Below are 14,360 nucleotides of genomic sequence, written 5' to 3' on the forward strand. Positions count from 1 at the left end.
CGTCACACCCCGCCGCTGAATCATCTGGTCATGCCTGCACTGCTGGCTGAGGCCGAAGAGCGCGGCGGGATGGACAGTGACTTACGTCTCAGGATGGCCCGGCTGATTGAGGGCGTGCTGCCGCAGTTTGATGCCATTCTGATCACCTGTTCGACGCTGGCCCCGGTAGCCGACGATTTCCCCGTGCAGGAAAGGGTCATGCGCACCGACAGAATGCTGGCGGAGGCGCTGCATCGCCAGGCGGGGCCTGCGGTGGCGCTCTGCGCGGCAGAATCGACCGTGGCGGCCACCCGGGCGCTGTTCTGTCAGCCCGGCACGCAGGTGAACACGGAGCTGGTGGCGGGGGCATGGGATGCCTTTAAGGCGGGTAACACGACCCGCTATTTTGACCTGATTGCGGCGGCGACAGAGCGGGCCTATCAGCAGGGCGCGGTGGCGGTGGCTCTGGCGCAAAGCTCAATGACGCCGGTGGCGCAGCGGTTCCCCGCCACGCAGCGTCCGCTCACCGGCCCCGATCTCGCGCTGCAGGCCTGCTACGATCTCAGATAACCGTGACACCCTGCCGGGTCAGCGCCTGCTGTAACGGCTCATCCGGCGGCGTTTCCACGACCAGGGTTGAAGCAAGCGACAACTCGCCAATGGCAAAAGGAGAGGCGGCGTTCAGCTTCTCTGCTGACGCCAGCACCACGGTTTCCGCTGCGCGTCCGGCCAGTGCCCGCTTCACCGTGGCCTCTTCGAAATTACCGGTGGTCAGTCCGGCAGCCGGGTGCACACCGGTGACACCCATAAAGAAGAGATCGGCGTTGATGCGACTTATCGACTCCAGCATCGCGGCGCCCACCGTCACCACGGAGTGTTTATAGAGCTGCCCGCCAATCAGGATAATCTCCACCTGCGCATGATCCACCAGCGCCAGTGCCACGCTCGGGCTGTGCGTCACGGCGGTAAAGCTCAGCGTCGGCGGTAAGCGTCGCACCAGTTCCGCGCTGGTGGTGCCACCATCAATGAGCACGATCTGCCCCGGCTGGATCAGCGAAACCGCCTTTTGCGCGATCGCCTGCTTCGACGCGGTCTGCACGTTTTTGCGTGTTTCAAAGGTGCCCAGCGCGGCAGAGACCGGCAGGGCACCGCCATGCACCCGCTGCAGCAATCCCTCCGCCGCCAGCTCACGCAGGTCACGGCGGATGGAGTCCTCAGAAAGGCCGAACCGCTGGCTGAGATCGCGCGACTGCACCTGTTTTTCACGGGCGAGCAGCGCCAGTATTGCCTGTTTCCGCTGACTGGAAAGCATCGTTGTCCTCTGCATGATTTTTCTTGAATGTGCACGATTGTGCATGATAGCGTGAAGGCTGTCTATCACTCCCGGAGCCTGTCATGCCGCAAGCCTCTTCCCGTGTGCGTATCCTCAATGAGCAGTTGCTGTCAGATAACTGGTATACCCTGAAAAAATATACGTTCTCACTGCTGCGCCGCGATGGTCGCTGGCAGGAGCAGAGCCGTGAAGCTTATGACCGTGGTAACGGCGCGGCGATTCTGCTCTACAACCGTGAAAAACGCAGCGTGGTGCTGACCCGCCAGTTCCGTTTCCCCATCTTCCTCAATGGACACGATGGCTTCCTGATCGAGGCGGCGGCTGGTTTGCTGGATAACGCGTCGCCGGAAGCCCGGATTGTTGCAGAAGCCGAAGAGGAGACCGGATATCGGGTAACCCGGGTAGAGAAGGTGTTTGAAGCCTTTATGAGTCCCGGCTCCGTTACCGAGAAGCTCTATTTCTTTATTGCCGAATATGGGGATCAGCCGCGTAGCGGTGAGGGCGGCGGCATCGAAGAGGAGGGCGAGGATATTGAGGTGCTGGAGCTTGGTTTCGACCAGGCGCTCAGGGCGATTGACCAGGGCGAAATCATGGATGCCAAGACCATCATGCTGCTGCAGCATCTGCGGCTGAAGGGCATTTTATAAGTTAACGGCAGACCCCTGTATAAGCGGTCTGCCGGGAAAGGCTTACTGATCCTGGGTCAGAATCCCTTTTACGTCATGCGGTTCGGAGCGCAGATACTGAGGTGGCACCTGCACCTTGCCATCCAGCGCGGCGGCCGCATGCCATGGCCAGCGCGGGTCGTAGAGGATCCCGCGCGCCAGAGCCACCAGATCGGCTTCGCCCTGTTGCAGCAGATCCTCGGCCTGCTGTGGCTCAGTGATCAGGCCGACCGCGATCACCGGAACGGAAACCTGCTCACGGATATCGCGGGCAAACGGAACCTGGTAATTAGGGCCGACGCTGATTTTCTGATCTTCCGACAGTCCGCCGCTGGAGACATGGATATAGGCGCAGTTTAGCGCTTCCAGCTCACGCGAGAAGGCGATGGACTGGTTGATTTCCCAGCCGCCTTCGACCCAGTCCGTCGCGGAAATGCGAACGCCTACCGGCAGTGAGGCCGGAACCGCGTCACGAACCGCTTTGAACACTTCCAGCGGGAAGCGCATACGGTTCTCCAGCGATCCGCCATACTCATCGGTGCGCTGGTTCGACAGCGGAGAGAGGAACTGATGCAGCAGATAGCCGTGCGCGGCATGCACTTCAATAAGATCCAGCCCCAGACGCTCTGCACGCAGGGCGCTCTCCACAAAGGCCTGCTTTACCCGGGTCAGGTCATCGGCGCTCATCGCGACCGGTTTGACTTCATCCGCGCTGTAGCTCACGGCTGACGGGGCAATGGTCTGCCAGCCGCCGGCATCCGGTGCAATCTGTTTGCCGCCTTCCCAGGGCACCGCGCACGACGCTTTGCGTCCGGCATGGCCCAGCTGAATGCCCACCGGAATCGAGGAGTAGCGGCGCACATCCTCCAGCACCGTTTTCAGTGCGGCTTCATTCTCGTCATTCCACAATCCGAGATCGCCAGGAGAGATGCGGCCAATGTCTTCGACCGCCGTGGCTTCGATAATCATCAGGCCTGCGCCGGAAAAAGAAAGCTGACCCAGGTGGATGCGGTGCCAGGCTGTAGCATTACCGGCTTCGGCTGAGTACTGGCACATCGGCGCAATCACAATGCGGTTATCCAGCGTAAGGTCGCCCAGTGAGACAGTGGAAAAAAGTTGGCTCATGTGATCTCCATGGTGTTATGACGAATGTGACAGGCAATAACTATAGCGGGGGATTGGGGAGACCGTGGGTAATGCAACGTGACATTTTGTGATTGTGTCCCGGTTCAGACCCTGCTGTGACAGCCACAGGGTCTGAAGCGTAACGTTACACCTGCGCCATTCCGCCATCGACAAACAGTTCTGTCGCATTGATAAAGCTGGCGGCATCTGACGCCAGGAAGGCAACGGTTCTGGCCACCTCCTGCGGCTCACCCAGGCGACCCAGCGGTATCTGCGCAGCCAGCGCATCAAACAGGCCCTGACGCTGATCATCACTGACCAGCCCGCCCAGGCCCGGAGTACGGACAGGGCCGGGACTCACCACATTCACCCGGATGCCGCGATCTTTCAGATCCAGCGCCCATGAACGGGCAAAGTTGCGCACGGCGGCTTTACTGGCGCTGTAGACACTGAAGGCTGCGGTACCCTGAGCCGAGGCGGTAGAGCCGGTAAGAATAACCGACGCGCCATCAACCAGCAGTGGCAGCGCTTTCTGAACCGTAAACAGCACGCCGCGTACGTTGGTGTCGAAGATACGATCGAAATGCGCCTCTGTGATCGCCCCCAGCGGCAGCATGTCGCCCCCGCCGGCGTTGGCGAACAGGATATCCAGATGGCCCGACTGTGACGCAATCCGGGCATACACGTCGTCGAGATCGTGCAGCTGTGACGCATCGGCCCGGATACCGGTGACCGTTCCACCGATGTCCGCGACGGCGGCATCCAGTTCCGCCTGACGGCGACCCGTAATAAAGACCTGCGCGCCCTGTGACGCCAGTTCCCGTGCGGTGGCCAGGCCAATTCCGCTTGTTCCGCCTGTTACCAGGGCAATTTTTCCTGCGAGTGATGCGCTCATAAAGTCGTCTCCGAAGTCGGTCAGTGAATGAGGATAAGCTTCCCGGTCAGCGTCGCTGCCGGACAGGGGGCCACTGTAAAAGAGCGGGATTGACGGATAAATCCGCTAAAATGAAAATGACTATCCACACGGGTGGACAATAGGGGCAGAGAATGGATCAGTTGCTGGCGATCAGAGCCTTTTCACGGGTGGTAGAGAGCGGTAGTTTTACCCGTGCCGCAGATACGCTGAACATGCCGAAAGCGACGGTGAGCAAGCTGGTGCAGGAGCTGGAGGCGCATCTCTCCGTCAGGCTTTTGCAGCGGACCACCCGGCGCGTGACCGTGACTGCGGAAGGGCGGGAATATTATGAGAAGGCGCTGCGTATTCTGCACGACCTTGAGGATGTGGATGCCTGTTTTAATGCACTGCGCAGTAAGCCACGCGGGCAGTTACGCATTGATGTCGGCGGTTCGACTGCCCGGGACGTTCTGATTCCGCTGCTGCCCGATTTCTTTGCCCGCTATCCTGACATAACGCTGGATCTCGGCGTTTCGGATCGTCCGATCGACCTGATCAGTGACAATGCTGACTGTGTGATCCGCGGCGGTCCGCTGATGGACTCCTCACTGATCGCCCGTCTGATTGGGCACGCCACGCTGATTACCTGTGCAACGCCCGCCTATCTGAAAGCCTTTGGCGTACCGGCCTATCCGGATGAACTGCGCAACGGTCACCGGCTGGTGAGCTATCTCTCTCCGCAGACCGGCAGGCCATTTCCGTTTCGGTTTGAACGTGACGGGGAAAAAATCGAGGTAACCAGTGCGCATCGCATTGGCGTCAATGAGAGCAACGGACATCTGGCTGCGGGGCTGGCCGGGCTGGGGATCATTCAGACGTTCAGCTATTCGCTGTCATCGATTCTGCGGCAGGGTGAGATGGAGGAGATCCTGCGCGACTGGCGTCCTGCCGGGTATCCGTTTCATCTGGTTTATCCGCAGAACCGGCACGTCACGCAACGCCTGCGGGTGTTTATCGACTGGCTGGTGGCTTCTTTTCCGGCGCGGATAGCGGGAGAGGCCCAATCCGGCACCTGAATGCCGGATTGGGCAGAATCAATTAGTTGCCGCGATAGGTTGAGTAACCAAACGGGCTCAGCAGTAAGGGAATATGGTAGTGCTCACCGCTGGCTTCCATGTTGAACTCCACCGGGATCTCCGGGAAGAAGGTTTTCTGGCTGCTCTTCTTATAAAAATCACCGGTTTTGAATACCACGCGATAGCTGCCGGCGCTGGCCGTTTTGTCCTGCGGGAACAGGGCGCTGATGCGGCCATTGTTATCCGTCACGCCAGAAGCCAGTTTCACCCAGTTATCCTGCTGCTTCTGATCCAGCTCGACTTCAATGCCCGCGGTGGGCTGACCGGTCTGCAGGTTGAGCACGTGTACGCTCAGTGGATTTTTCGCAGCGGCAGGCTGAGCGGCGACAGCAGATACGCCAGAGGTCATCAGTAAGGTGGCAATCAGAGCCGTTGTCTTTTTCATCAATGTTTCCTTTATTGACTGTTGGAGTGCGTGTTGTTGTGCTGAAGCGTAATCGGGCTGAGGCGAAAGGGACATTTAACGGCGCTAAATGTGAAATTTCCCAGAAGCGCATGCCTTTTTAGTTACATCATACATAATCTCTCTCATTACCTGAGTTGAGCTCTGTGCCAATATCGCTGATCAGGATGAAGCGGCGGCCAGAAGGTATGTAAAAGGAGAGGGCAGCAGAATCGCAGGCCGGGAAAACAGTGACAGAAAGCGTGACAGCGTCACAAAGCACGTCAGGTATTAGAGATTCATTCTGTTGCAGCTCCGGGATTGTAGCCCCTGGCGGGTGATAAAATCCAGCTGATTCAGAGGGATGAGAAAATTCAGGACAATACTCATCTAACGGCCTTTAATCCACGCGTTTGCGTCATCAGGCTGGTATGACTGCGCGACGCACGCTGAATACTTTGCCTGTCAGGGCGGCAACTGCGCCCGTTACTGAGCTGGCCGTGAAACAGAATCCGTTGCCAGCAGAGGTAGCCAGGATGCATTTACCCAGGATCGTACCGGCATCATCAGCCGTAAAGTCACGCATGCACGCCAGCAGCGCTGGCTTTCAGGGACGCCGGGAATAATGGTGATGGCTGGGAAAGAGGAATCATCGGGTGAGGTGGGCGTTTTTCGGAGAGTGCGAAGAGATTGATAAGGCTTCAGTGGAGGCAGCACAAAACAGTGGAAGCGAAGAATCGCCTGATGTTAATCAGCAGACGTGCCGGAAGATGAATACGCGGAAAGTTATCGTCGCTAGGGGAACAGCCGGTATCGGGTTGACCGGGAATCATAATTGCCTCATCAGACGGGCAGGAACGAAGTCGGCAGCAGCACGGCAGGGAACGAGATAACGCAGCCACAGCCGTTATCAGATATCTTATTTAACATAATATACATTATGCGCATCTTTATCATTATCAGGGTTGGGCTTCGCTGTTTACCTTCCGGCACCGATCCTGGCTGTTTTTTGCCTGGCCGTAAATCTCTGTGCAACTCAGCCTCATCTTCTCACCGCCACGCATCCGCTTTTCTGAATGCCTTGTGGTTTGCTGCGCATCCGTCCGGCATTCTCTTCGCAGCCTGATTCACTCGCTCTCATTAGTGACCAATGCCGAAGATATCACACCCGGCTTCATCTTACGGCTAAGTGAATGAATTGAGCGCTCACGACATGCTGCGCGCTCAGCTTTTCAATCGCTCTTCACCTTGCTATGGATTGTGCGTCCGGTCTGTACATCTCTGCGCTTTGCTCGTTTAACGCCATCCGGCGGCTTTCCGCACTCCGCCAGAGACGTCGCTACGTGAAAATTAGCGCTCTTATCAGGGCTGACGGCCACAGAAATGCTGTAAATGCGTCTCCTGAACGCCTGCTTTTTACTCTCGCTCAGCTGCACCAACAACGCCTGCTCCTTTACACGTATGCGCATCGTCATGATAAGGCCTGCCGCATCGGCCGCGCCTGTTGATGACCTGCAGAGATTCGTTCAGAGACAGCCGGTTTTGATAAGACGTTTACGTGAGACAAAAAAACATAATATCCCTGCTCTGTCTGTTCAGTAATCAGCCTTACTGGTTTATTAAAACCGGCCAGAGCAGCCAAACGTCAATGCGCGGCGATTACTTTATACAAAAGCTGAATAATCATTTCCTGCGTAAAATTAAATAGAGAATTAATGACAATGCTGAAAACAGAACAGATAACACGCGCTAAATTACTGATTTAGATCAATATTTTTAGCAGATGCGTCAATTAACATCTTTGTTACCAGGACTTTTCTTAATAAAAGGATTTTCTGAGCGATAAATAGTAGTTCTGAGGTTCTGACTCAACAGGATTAGAAAAATAACCAACGGGTATAAATAAGAGGATTTGCATTAAGAGCGACAAAAACAGGTATTCCTCAACCACAATCCGGCGTCAAAAATATACAAAAAATGACACTGATCAAAATTCGCGCATATTTAGCTTTGCGTGCGGAATTTTTATTGATCAAAACAGCGTTATTTGCGAAATATTCCTAGCAGACGTAAAAAAATCCAGGTCTCTCACTACTGCTGAGTGGGCGGCAGACGTTTTTGTCCCGAATTTTCAATCAATATTACGCCAGGCGACAGAGGAGGTGCGTTAAGAAAAATCCGAATGCAGGAAATAGCGGGTAATTTTCATCGCCTTGAAACGCGGAGATTTTTATCGATAAAATAAATACAACTCTCGCAACAGCACCAGAATATTATGATAAAGATAACCAGAGAGGAAATTCGCTGCGCCAGTTGTAAATATGGCTGTGATCTCGCCCATCGCGCATCAGACATTTATAACCGATGTCCGCTGCAAAAAATAACCACCTGGCCCGGAGGAAATCATTTTTTCTCTTCATCCCTGCTTAGCATGGTGGCGGGTAAATATGAAAGCATCTTTTGCCGGGGATGCATATTTGTTGACTTCTCAAGAGAGAATATCAGGTATTTTACCAACAGTAACTGGATTGAATATTTAAAAAACACCGGATTGATGCTGATTATCGTCAGCGATCGCTATATGCAATCCCTTGCCGCGTTCTGGCAAAAAGAAGACCTGCGTATCCAGACCGTTATTTATGCCGATCAGTCGCGTGAAGAGATAAGCCGTCAGATTAATGGCTGCTATTTCGGCCTGAAGGGCGACGTAAGAAAAAAAGTGAATGCGTTTAAACAGGATGAAGTTCAGTTCCTTGATCTGGCAGTGAATGGACTCTCACTGCCGATTATTGCCAGAGAAATGGGAGTTGAAATCAAGCGTGTTTATAACATCAAAGAGGCTATTCGCCGGAAAATGGGCATCAGCCTCAACCAATTGCTTTCCGTATAACGATGATAAAGGAGTATGACATGAACACCCATTTCAGAACGCTTAATCTTGCTGTGTTAATCAGTGCCGCGCTGGTTTCAGCCAGCGTCTCTGCGGCTTCTGATAACACCATCAACTTCCAGGGCGAAGTGACCACCGAAACCTGTTCGGTGTCGGTGAACGGTAACAACGCTTCACCTGTCGTTCTGCTGCCAACCGTGAGTACCTCTGACCTTGCGGCCTCAGGTGCGACAGCGGGCGAAACCCCCTTCACCGTGGGCGTAAGCGGCTGTACCGGTGACAGCACCAAGACCACGAAAATCTCCACGGTCTTCGTGGGCAATAACGTCAGCGCTGCCGGCAACCTGTCGAACACCGGCACCGCGAAAAACGTTGAGGTTCAGATCCTCGACCCGAAAGATACCGTCGTCGATCTGACCAGCGGTTACACCGGCAGCGGCGATATGACGCTTCAGGCAGGGGAAACCTCAGGCTCAGCCACCTACTCTGCCCGCTACTATGCATCAGGCACACCAACGGCCGGGACCGTGACCGCATCACTGCAATACGCCGTGACTTATCAGTAATCGTTTTCGTGCGTATCCGGTGTTCCGGATACGCACGCCACGCTTGAGATCTCTGACATGTATTCACGCATTGTGCTCTACCCATCACTGTTCGTCATTTTCATTCTTTTGATGACGTTTATTTCGGATAAAGTCCAGGCGAGCGTCACGATTCTGGGTAGCCGTATTATTTATCCCGGCAATGCTCTCTCCGTCGATGTTCAGTTAAAGAACAACGATAATATTCCGTATGTTATTCAGGCCTGGTTTGATAATGGCAATATGGATTCACAACCGGGCGATAAGAGTGACGTGCCTTTTATTATCACCCCTCCGCTATTCCGGATTCAGCCTCTGACCGGTCAGGTGCTGAGAATCCGCTTCACGCCAGAGGCCTCCTTACCGCAGGATCGCGAAACGGTCTACTGGTTCAACTCCCTGCAAATTCCGCCCGCCAATATTCAGGGCGAGTCAGGCCGTAACAGTATCGTTTTAATGTTACGCAACCGCATGAAAGTCTTCTACCGGCCTACGGCGATTGGTCAGCCGGGGGATATTTTCAGCGGAATAAAAATAACGGCGAAAAAAGAGGGCCTCGAAATCAATAACACCCAGCCCTGGTTTTTCTCGCTGACCGACGTAACCCTAAAAACAGCAGACAAAAAAATAGCCTGCGACGCCGATATGATTGCGCCCTTCTCTAAAAAAATTGTCAGGTGCAAAGCGGCAACGCACGCGTTACCCGCGAACAGCGTGGTCTCTCTTTCAGCAATGAATGACCAGGGAGCGAAAGTCAGTGAAGATTATCCGCTTGCAGCCAGGTAATATCTGCACCCTTTTTTTACCTCTCTGTGCCTCTTTCACTTTTTCAACGTATGGACACGCTGAGGAATATTACTTTGATCCTTCACTGTTTAAAGGGTCGGCTTTTGGCCAGAATATCGAACAGTTTAATCATCAGACGATTGCCCCCGGCAGCTATTATGTCGACATTTATCTCAATAATAAGCTGATCAAAAGCGGTGTCACCCTCACCTTTTTATCAGCAGAAAAAGGCCAGCCCATTGAACCCTGCCTTCCCCTGAAGGTGGCGGAATCATTGCGCCTTAAGTCACTGAATAAAACCGCAGCCAGCGAGCAATGCCAGCCTTTGCGTCACTGGTCCTCCGCGGCCAGCTGGCAATTTGATCAGTCATCACTGCGGCTGCAATTGACGATTCCGGATGCGGAGTTAATCCGTCTGCCTCGCGGAACCATCCCCGTTTCCGAGTGGGATAAAGGGATCACCGCCCTTTTCATCCGGCATAACACCAACTACAGCTGGACGGAAAATACTGCCTCCGGTTACCGATATCAGTATCTCTGGAGCGGTGTCACGGCGGGCACCAATATCGATAACTGGCAGCTGCGCCATCAGGGCAATCTGCGGGTTATCGACAATAACGTCACCGGCAGCGACGCGCGTTATACCACGGTCAGAACCTGGCTTCAGCGCCCCATCGAACCGCTGAACAGTGTGCTGACCGTTGGCGACAGCTACACAGAAAGTTCGCAGTTTGGCAGCCTCTCCTATAACGGGATTAAGCTGACAACGGATGAGAGGATGCGTCCGCAAAGCCGTCGGGGTTACGCGCCGGAGATCCGGGGCGTGGCCTCTTCCAGCGCGCGGGTTATCGTCAGGCAGCTCAATCGCGTTATTTATGAGACCAGCGTGGCTCCGGGGCCTTTTGTCATTAACGATTTGTACAATACCCGCAGCCAGGGCGATCTCGACGTGAAGATTGTTGAAGCGAGTGGCAAAACATCCTCGTTTACTGTCCCCTATGCCTCGGTGCCCGATTCGGTCAGGCCGGGTAACTGGCACTACTCCGTTGCCCTGGGACGGGTGCGACAGTTCTACTCCGTCAATAACACCTTCTTTGAAGGATTGCTGCAGCGCGGTATCAGCAACCAGCTGACCGCGACGGCGGGTTCGCGCCTGGCTGAGGATTATCAGGCCTGGCTGCTTGGTGCTGTCTGGAGCTCTGCGGCGGGCGCCGTGGGACTGAATACCACCTTCTCGGATGCCAAGGTGGCACAGAACCAGACTGCCACGGGATGGCGCGCTGAACTGAGCTACAGCAAAACCTTTACCACCGGCACCAACGTGGTTCTGGCTGCCTATCGCTACTCAACCAGCGGTTATCGCGACCTGCAGGATGTGCTGGGCGTGCGTCGCCAGCAGGATGGTGGCCTCAGCTACTACTCCGACACGCTGCATCAGCGTAATAACTTTTCTGTCACGCTGAGTCAGACAATGGCTGACTATGGCTTGATCAGCCTGAGCGCCAGCACAGCGGATTATTACAATAACCGCTCCCGCATTACCCAGCTTCAGCTCGGTTATAACAACAGCTGGCATAACATCAGTTACAGTCTCAACGTCGCCCGCCAGCGCACCACCTGGAGCAGCGATCGCTTCGGGCTGAGCCTGGACGATGGCGATAATAGCTATCGGGAGAAGTACACCGAGAATACTGTTGCCCTGAATGTTTCCGTCCCGCTGAACTGGAGCAATCACAACGCCTCCGTGGCCTACAACTACAACCAGTCTAAAGAGACGCGCAATTCCACGCTCTCACTCACCGGTTCGTCGGGCGAGAATAATCAGCTCTCCTGGTCGCTGTATGGCGGAACCGGCCAGACGCAGAATAGCGGCAGCCAGCGCGCCTCGTTTGGCGGAAACGTGCAGCAGAATACCCGCGTGGGCGGCGTCAGAGCGAACTATGGACAGGGTGATAACTACCGTCAGGCGGGTCTGGGTCTGTCGGGCACGTTGCTGATCCATTCCGGCGGTATTACAGCCGGCCCCTATACCAGCGATACCTTTGCGCTGATTCATGCGGAAGGCGCTCAGGGCGCCAGCGTGCGTAACGGCCAGGGCGCGGTTATCGATCATGCGGGTTACGCCATCCTGCCTTCGCTCACCCCTTATCAGGCGAATACCGTCAGCCTGGATACCCGCTACATGAATAGCGATGCGGAATTAAGTGGCGGCAGCCAGCGCGTGGTGCCCTATGCCGGTTCCGTGACGCGGATTCATTTTGCCACCCTGCAGGGCAAGGCGGTGTTGATCGCGCTGAAGAGTGACGATCAGGAGATTCCGCCGATGGGGAGTGAAGTCCGTGACGCGGATAATACCGTCATCGGCATTGTCGGTCAGGGCGGACAGGTCTATGCCCGCGTTCCGCATGATTCCGGCACCTTAAGGGTCAGCTGGCAAAATAAAGGCCATAAAACCTGCCTCGTTAATTATCAGATAACCGGACGCGTGAATGAGAATATCGTTCGCCTGGATGCCGTCTGCCGCAAGGGTGAATAGTGTGAGAATCGAAAAATTACTCCTGTACATCGTGTTACTGCTGCTTAATGTGCCCGCCTGGGCGAATTGCAGCGTGGTCACTGCCACCTCTTCGCTCTCTCAGAGCGCGATTGCGGCGGGCTACACCGCCGCCAGCTGGACGGGTGCCTGCGACACCTGTTCCGGGAATGTCGGGCTGCCGTCCGTGATCAGCATTAACAGCGGAAAGACCTTTCAGCCCTCCGGCACCCTGCTGGCCAGTTCGGTGGGGAGCTTTCTCTCCTCGGCCAGTAACGTTCCCTACTCGGCTAATCAGATTCTCTACCGCTGCGCCGTGGCGGATGCCGACAGCCTGTATGAGATGTACGCCACCAACGGCGACAGCCCCTATGCCGGGCAATACGTTACGTCTGAAGTGGACGGCGCTTATTATGATGTCGCCGCAAATGTCGCGGTCAGGCTGACTAACCTCTCAACCGGCGAATATTACAGCCGCTACTGGAAAGCGCGTCAGCTGACGGCCAGCGACTGGTATTCCGATGGCACCTATATCTACATTCCGGCCAGCGCCTTCAGCAATGTGCTGTATGAGATGTTTAAAATTGACTCAACCCGCTATTACGCCAGCAACAGTAATCGTTACGTGGACACCTGGACACAGCCGCGGGGTTACATCGCTTTCAAAGGTCCGGGACTCGACACCAATAGCCTCCAGGTGGGCCAGGACAGCCTCTCTTACTGGTACGGCTGGTACCGTAACTGGCCGGCAGCGTGGAGCACCTACTCTAACGTCACCTATGTGCGCGGCGCGCTGTGTGAAGTTCAGGATTATCCGTCGGTGGTACTGCTGCCTACCGTGAGCGTCAGCACCCTCGCGGCAGGCGGAAAAAGCCAGGCTCCGTTTACGATCACCATTCAGTGCGAATCGGGTGCCATATCCGGCACCGCCACGTCGACGCTCAAATCGGCCAATGTCGCCATGGGCTTTCTGGTTAACCAGTCTAATGCGGTTATACAGGCGAGAAATCTGGGGCTGACCACCTCGGGCGGCGGGTTAACCTGGCTGCTGGATACCCATTATGGCAGCAGTACTGCCGCCTCCGGCGTCGGTATCAGAATTTATGACAGCAACAATACCCCCATCAATTTACTGCCGGACCGCGCCAGCACCGGCACCGGCACCGGCAACAGCCGCGGCTGGTATGCCTACAAAGATTTAACCTCGCAGGTCTCCTCCGGAGGCAGTGATATCTACAGCGGTGATTTTACCGCCTCCCTTGAAGCCATCAGCGGGCAAACCCTTACAGCAGGAGCAGTGAATGCGCAATTACAGGTTGTGGTTAGTTTTCAGTAACCTCATTGTGTTATCTGGCGTTCTGCTCTCGTCCAGCGTCTGGGCGGTGGTCAACGTGGATAAGACCCGGATCATCTTTAATCAGGCCGATCTGACGCAGTCGATTAACGTCGTCAACAGCGGCAACACCGAGACGTTTCTGCAACTCTGGACGGATGATGGCAACGTGACGCTGTCACCGGATGCCAGCATCACGCCCGTGCTTGTCTTGCCGCCAGTGGTAAAAATGGTTCCGGGCGAGATGCGATCGCTGCGCCTGATGCTGACCTCACGCGATGCGCTGCCCGCCGGTAAAGAGAGTCTCTTCTGGCTGAATATTTACCAGATTCCGGCGCTGAAAAAAGCGCCTGACGCGGCTGAACGCAGAGTCGTGCTGCCGCTGCGAATACGGCTGAAGATTTTTATCCGGCCTGCGGGACTTCACGCGCCTCAGGCGACCGACCCGGAAAAGCTTCGTTTCGCCGTCACGGGAGATAAAATCACGATAACTAACCCGACGCCCTGGTTTATGAGCCTGAACGTCAAACCTCAAGGTCAGGCAGCGATTAAAAACCTGATGATCGCCCCGCACGCGGAACTGCAGGCAGAGAGTCAGGCCGCGCTCTCTCACGGAACGGCGCTGAACTATACGGTGATCAACGACCAGGGCATTCCGGTTAACTACACCACGGCTTTTAAGTGAATGTTTTGCAGGACAATGGCGTCCCGGCACGCTA

At 55.4% G+C, this 14,360-nt stretch carries 13 protein-coding genes; 9 read left to right on the forward strand and 4 right to left on the reverse strand.

The window, feature by feature from the left end; genetic code table 11:
- The first annotated feature begins 30 nt into the window (after positions 1-30).
- Complete coding sequence (locus AC6I7A_RS09300) at positions 31-549, forward strand: hypothetical protein (RefSeq protein WP_058958210.1); 519 nt, start codon at positions 31-33, stop codon at positions 547-549.
- Here the strand turns inward: AC6I7A_RS09300 and AC6I7A_RS09305 are convergent.
- Entirely contained in the window at positions 542-1,291 is a 750-nt protein-coding gene (locus AC6I7A_RS09305) for a DeoR/GlpR family DNA-binding transcription regulator (RefSeq protein ID WP_009090216.1), read from the reverse strand. The genes AC6I7A_RS09300 and AC6I7A_RS09305 overlap by 8 nt on opposite strands.
- A gap of 83 nt (positions 1,292-1,374) precedes the next feature.
- Between AC6I7A_RS09305 and AC6I7A_RS09310 the strand changes: the two genes are divergently transcribed.
- The gene (locus AC6I7A_RS09310) at positions 1,375-1,959 is read left to right on the forward strand and encodes an NUDIX domain-containing protein (protein ID WP_058958209.1); all 585 of its coding nucleotides are present in this window, start codon (positions 1,375-1,377) and stop codon (positions 1,957-1,959) included.
- Between the two features lie 42 nt (positions 1,960-2,001).
- Here AC6I7A_RS09310 and AC6I7A_RS09315 read toward each other — a convergent pair whose 3' ends face one another.
- On the reverse strand, positions 2,002-3,102 hold the full coding sequence (locus AC6I7A_RS09315) for an NADH:flavin oxidoreductase/NADH oxidase (protein WP_058958208.1): 1,101 nt from the start codon (positions 3,100-3,102) through the stop codon (positions 2,002-2,004).
- A gap of 145 nt (positions 3,103-3,247) precedes the next feature.
- The gene (locus tag AC6I7A_RS09320) at positions 3,248-3,997 is read right to left on the reverse strand and encodes an SDR family oxidoreductase (RefSeq protein WP_046101828.1); all 750 of its coding nucleotides are present in this window, start codon (positions 3,995-3,997) and stop codon (positions 3,248-3,250) included.
- A 152-nt stretch (positions 3,998-4,149) separates the two neighbouring features.
- On the opposite strand from AC6I7A_RS09320, the gene AC6I7A_RS09325 reads away from it, so the two are divergent.
- Positions 4,150-5,073 carry a LysR family transcriptional regulator gene (locus AC6I7A_RS09325; protein WP_498004797.1) on the forward strand — a complete coding sequence of 308 codons (924 nt, stop codon included), beginning with the start codon at positions 4,150-4,152 and terminating at the stop codon, positions 5,071-5,073.
- Between the two features lie 22 nt (positions 5,074-5,095).
- On the opposite strand, the gene uraH is transcribed toward AC6I7A_RS09325, so the two are convergent.
- Complete coding sequence (gene uraH / locus AC6I7A_RS09330) at positions 5,096-5,518, reverse strand: hydroxyisourate hydrolase (protein WP_009090208.1); 423 nt, start codon at positions 5,516-5,518, stop codon at positions 5,096-5,098.
- A 2,272-nt stretch (positions 5,519-7,790) separates the two neighbouring features.
- Between uraH and AC6I7A_RS09335 the strand changes: the two genes are divergently transcribed.
- Genes AC6I7A_RS09335 through AC6I7A_RS09360 form a run of 6 tightly spaced genes read left to right on the forward strand, consistent with a single transcriptional unit; the run spans position 7,791 to position 14,326 of the window.
- A complete protein-coding gene (locus tag AC6I7A_RS09335) occupies positions 7,791-8,405 on the forward strand; it encodes a helix-turn-helix domain-containing protein (RefSeq protein WP_230200881.1) in 615 nt (204 codons plus the stop codon).
- Between the two features lie 20 nt (positions 8,406-8,425).
- Positions 8,426-8,971 (forward strand): fimbrial protein, encoded by a 546-nt coding sequence (locus AC6I7A_RS09340; RefSeq protein ID WP_009090205.1) that lies wholly within the window; start codon positions 8,426-8,428, stop codon positions 8,969-8,971.
- Between the two features lie 57 nt (positions 8,972-9,028).
- Positions 9,029-9,775, forward strand: a complete 747-nt coding sequence (locus tag AC6I7A_RS09345) for a fimbria/pilus periplasmic chaperone (protein ID WP_058957950.1) — start codon at positions 9,029-9,031, stop codon at positions 9,773-9,775.
- Positions 9,747-12,311, forward strand: coding sequence for a fimbrial outer membrane usher protein (locus AC6I7A_RS09350; protein ID WP_058957949.1), 2,565 nt, complete (start codon positions 9,747-9,749; stop codon positions 12,309-12,311). Before AC6I7A_RS09345 ends, AC6I7A_RS09350 begins: the two co-directional genes overlap by 29 nt.
- Positions 12,286-13,644 (forward strand): fimbrial usher protein StbD, encoded by a 1,359-nt coding sequence (stbD, locus tag AC6I7A_RS09355; protein WP_058957948.1) that lies wholly within the window; start codon positions 12,286-12,288, stop codon positions 13,642-13,644. The genes AC6I7A_RS09350 and stbD overlap by 26 nt, the downstream gene beginning before the upstream one ends.
- The gene (locus tag AC6I7A_RS09360; protein WP_058957947.1) at positions 13,610-14,326 is read left to right on the forward strand and encodes a fimbrial assembly chaperone; all 717 of its coding nucleotides are present in this window, start codon (positions 13,610-13,612) and stop codon (positions 14,324-14,326) included. The genes stbD and AC6I7A_RS09360 overlap by 35 nt, the downstream gene beginning before the upstream one ends.
- The last annotated feature ends 34 nt before the right edge of the window (positions 14,327-14,360 follow it).

The organism is Type-F symbiont of Plautia stali (genome assembly GCF_059731105.1).

Excerpts from the sequence above, each read along its gene's own strand:
- AC6I7A_RS09300 (WP_058958210.1), top strand. The coding sequence starts at position 31 with ATGCCTGCACTGCTGGCTGAGGCCGAAGAGCGCGGCGGGATGGACAGT.
- AC6I7A_RS09305 (WP_009090216.1), bottom strand. The coding sequence starts at position 1,291 with ATGCTTTCCAGTCAGCGGAAACAGGCAATACTGGCGCTGCTCGCCCGT.
- AC6I7A_RS09310 (WP_058958209.1), top strand. The coding sequence starts at position 1,375 with ATGCCGCAAGCCTCTTCCCGTGTGCGTATCCTCAATGAGCAGTTGCTG.
- AC6I7A_RS09315 (WP_058958208.1), bottom strand. The coding sequence starts at position 3,102 with ATGAGCCAACTTTTTTCCACTGTCTCACTGGGCGACCTTACGCTGGAT.
- AC6I7A_RS09320 (WP_046101828.1), bottom strand. The coding sequence starts at position 3,997 with ATGAGCGCATCACTCGCAGGAAAAATTGCCCTGGTAACAGGCGGAACA.
- AC6I7A_RS09325 (WP_498004797.1), top strand. The coding sequence starts at position 4,150 with ATGGATCAGTTGCTGGCGATCAGAGCCTTTTCACGGGTGGTAGAGAGC.
- uraH (WP_009090208.1), bottom strand. The coding sequence starts at position 5,518 with ATGAAAAAGACAACGGCTCTGATTGCCACCTTACTGATGACCTCTGGC.
- AC6I7A_RS09335 (WP_230200881.1), top strand. The coding sequence starts at position 7,791 with ATGATAAAGATAACCAGAGAGGAAATTCGCTGCGCCAGTTGTAAATAT.
- AC6I7A_RS09340 (WP_009090205.1), top strand. The coding sequence starts at position 8,426 with ATGAACACCCATTTCAGAACGCTTAATCTTGCTGTGTTAATCAGTGCC.
- AC6I7A_RS09345 (WP_058957950.1), top strand. The coding sequence starts at position 9,029 with ATGTATTCACGCATTGTGCTCTACCCATCACTGTTCGTCATTTTCATT.
- stbD (WP_058957948.1), top strand. The coding sequence starts at position 12,286 with ATGCCGTCTGCCGCAAGGGTGAATAGTGTGAGAATCGAAAAATTACTC.
- AC6I7A_RS09360 (WP_058957947.1), top strand. The coding sequence starts at position 13,610 with ATGCGCAATTACAGGTTGTGGTTAGTTTTCAGTAACCTCATTGTGTTA.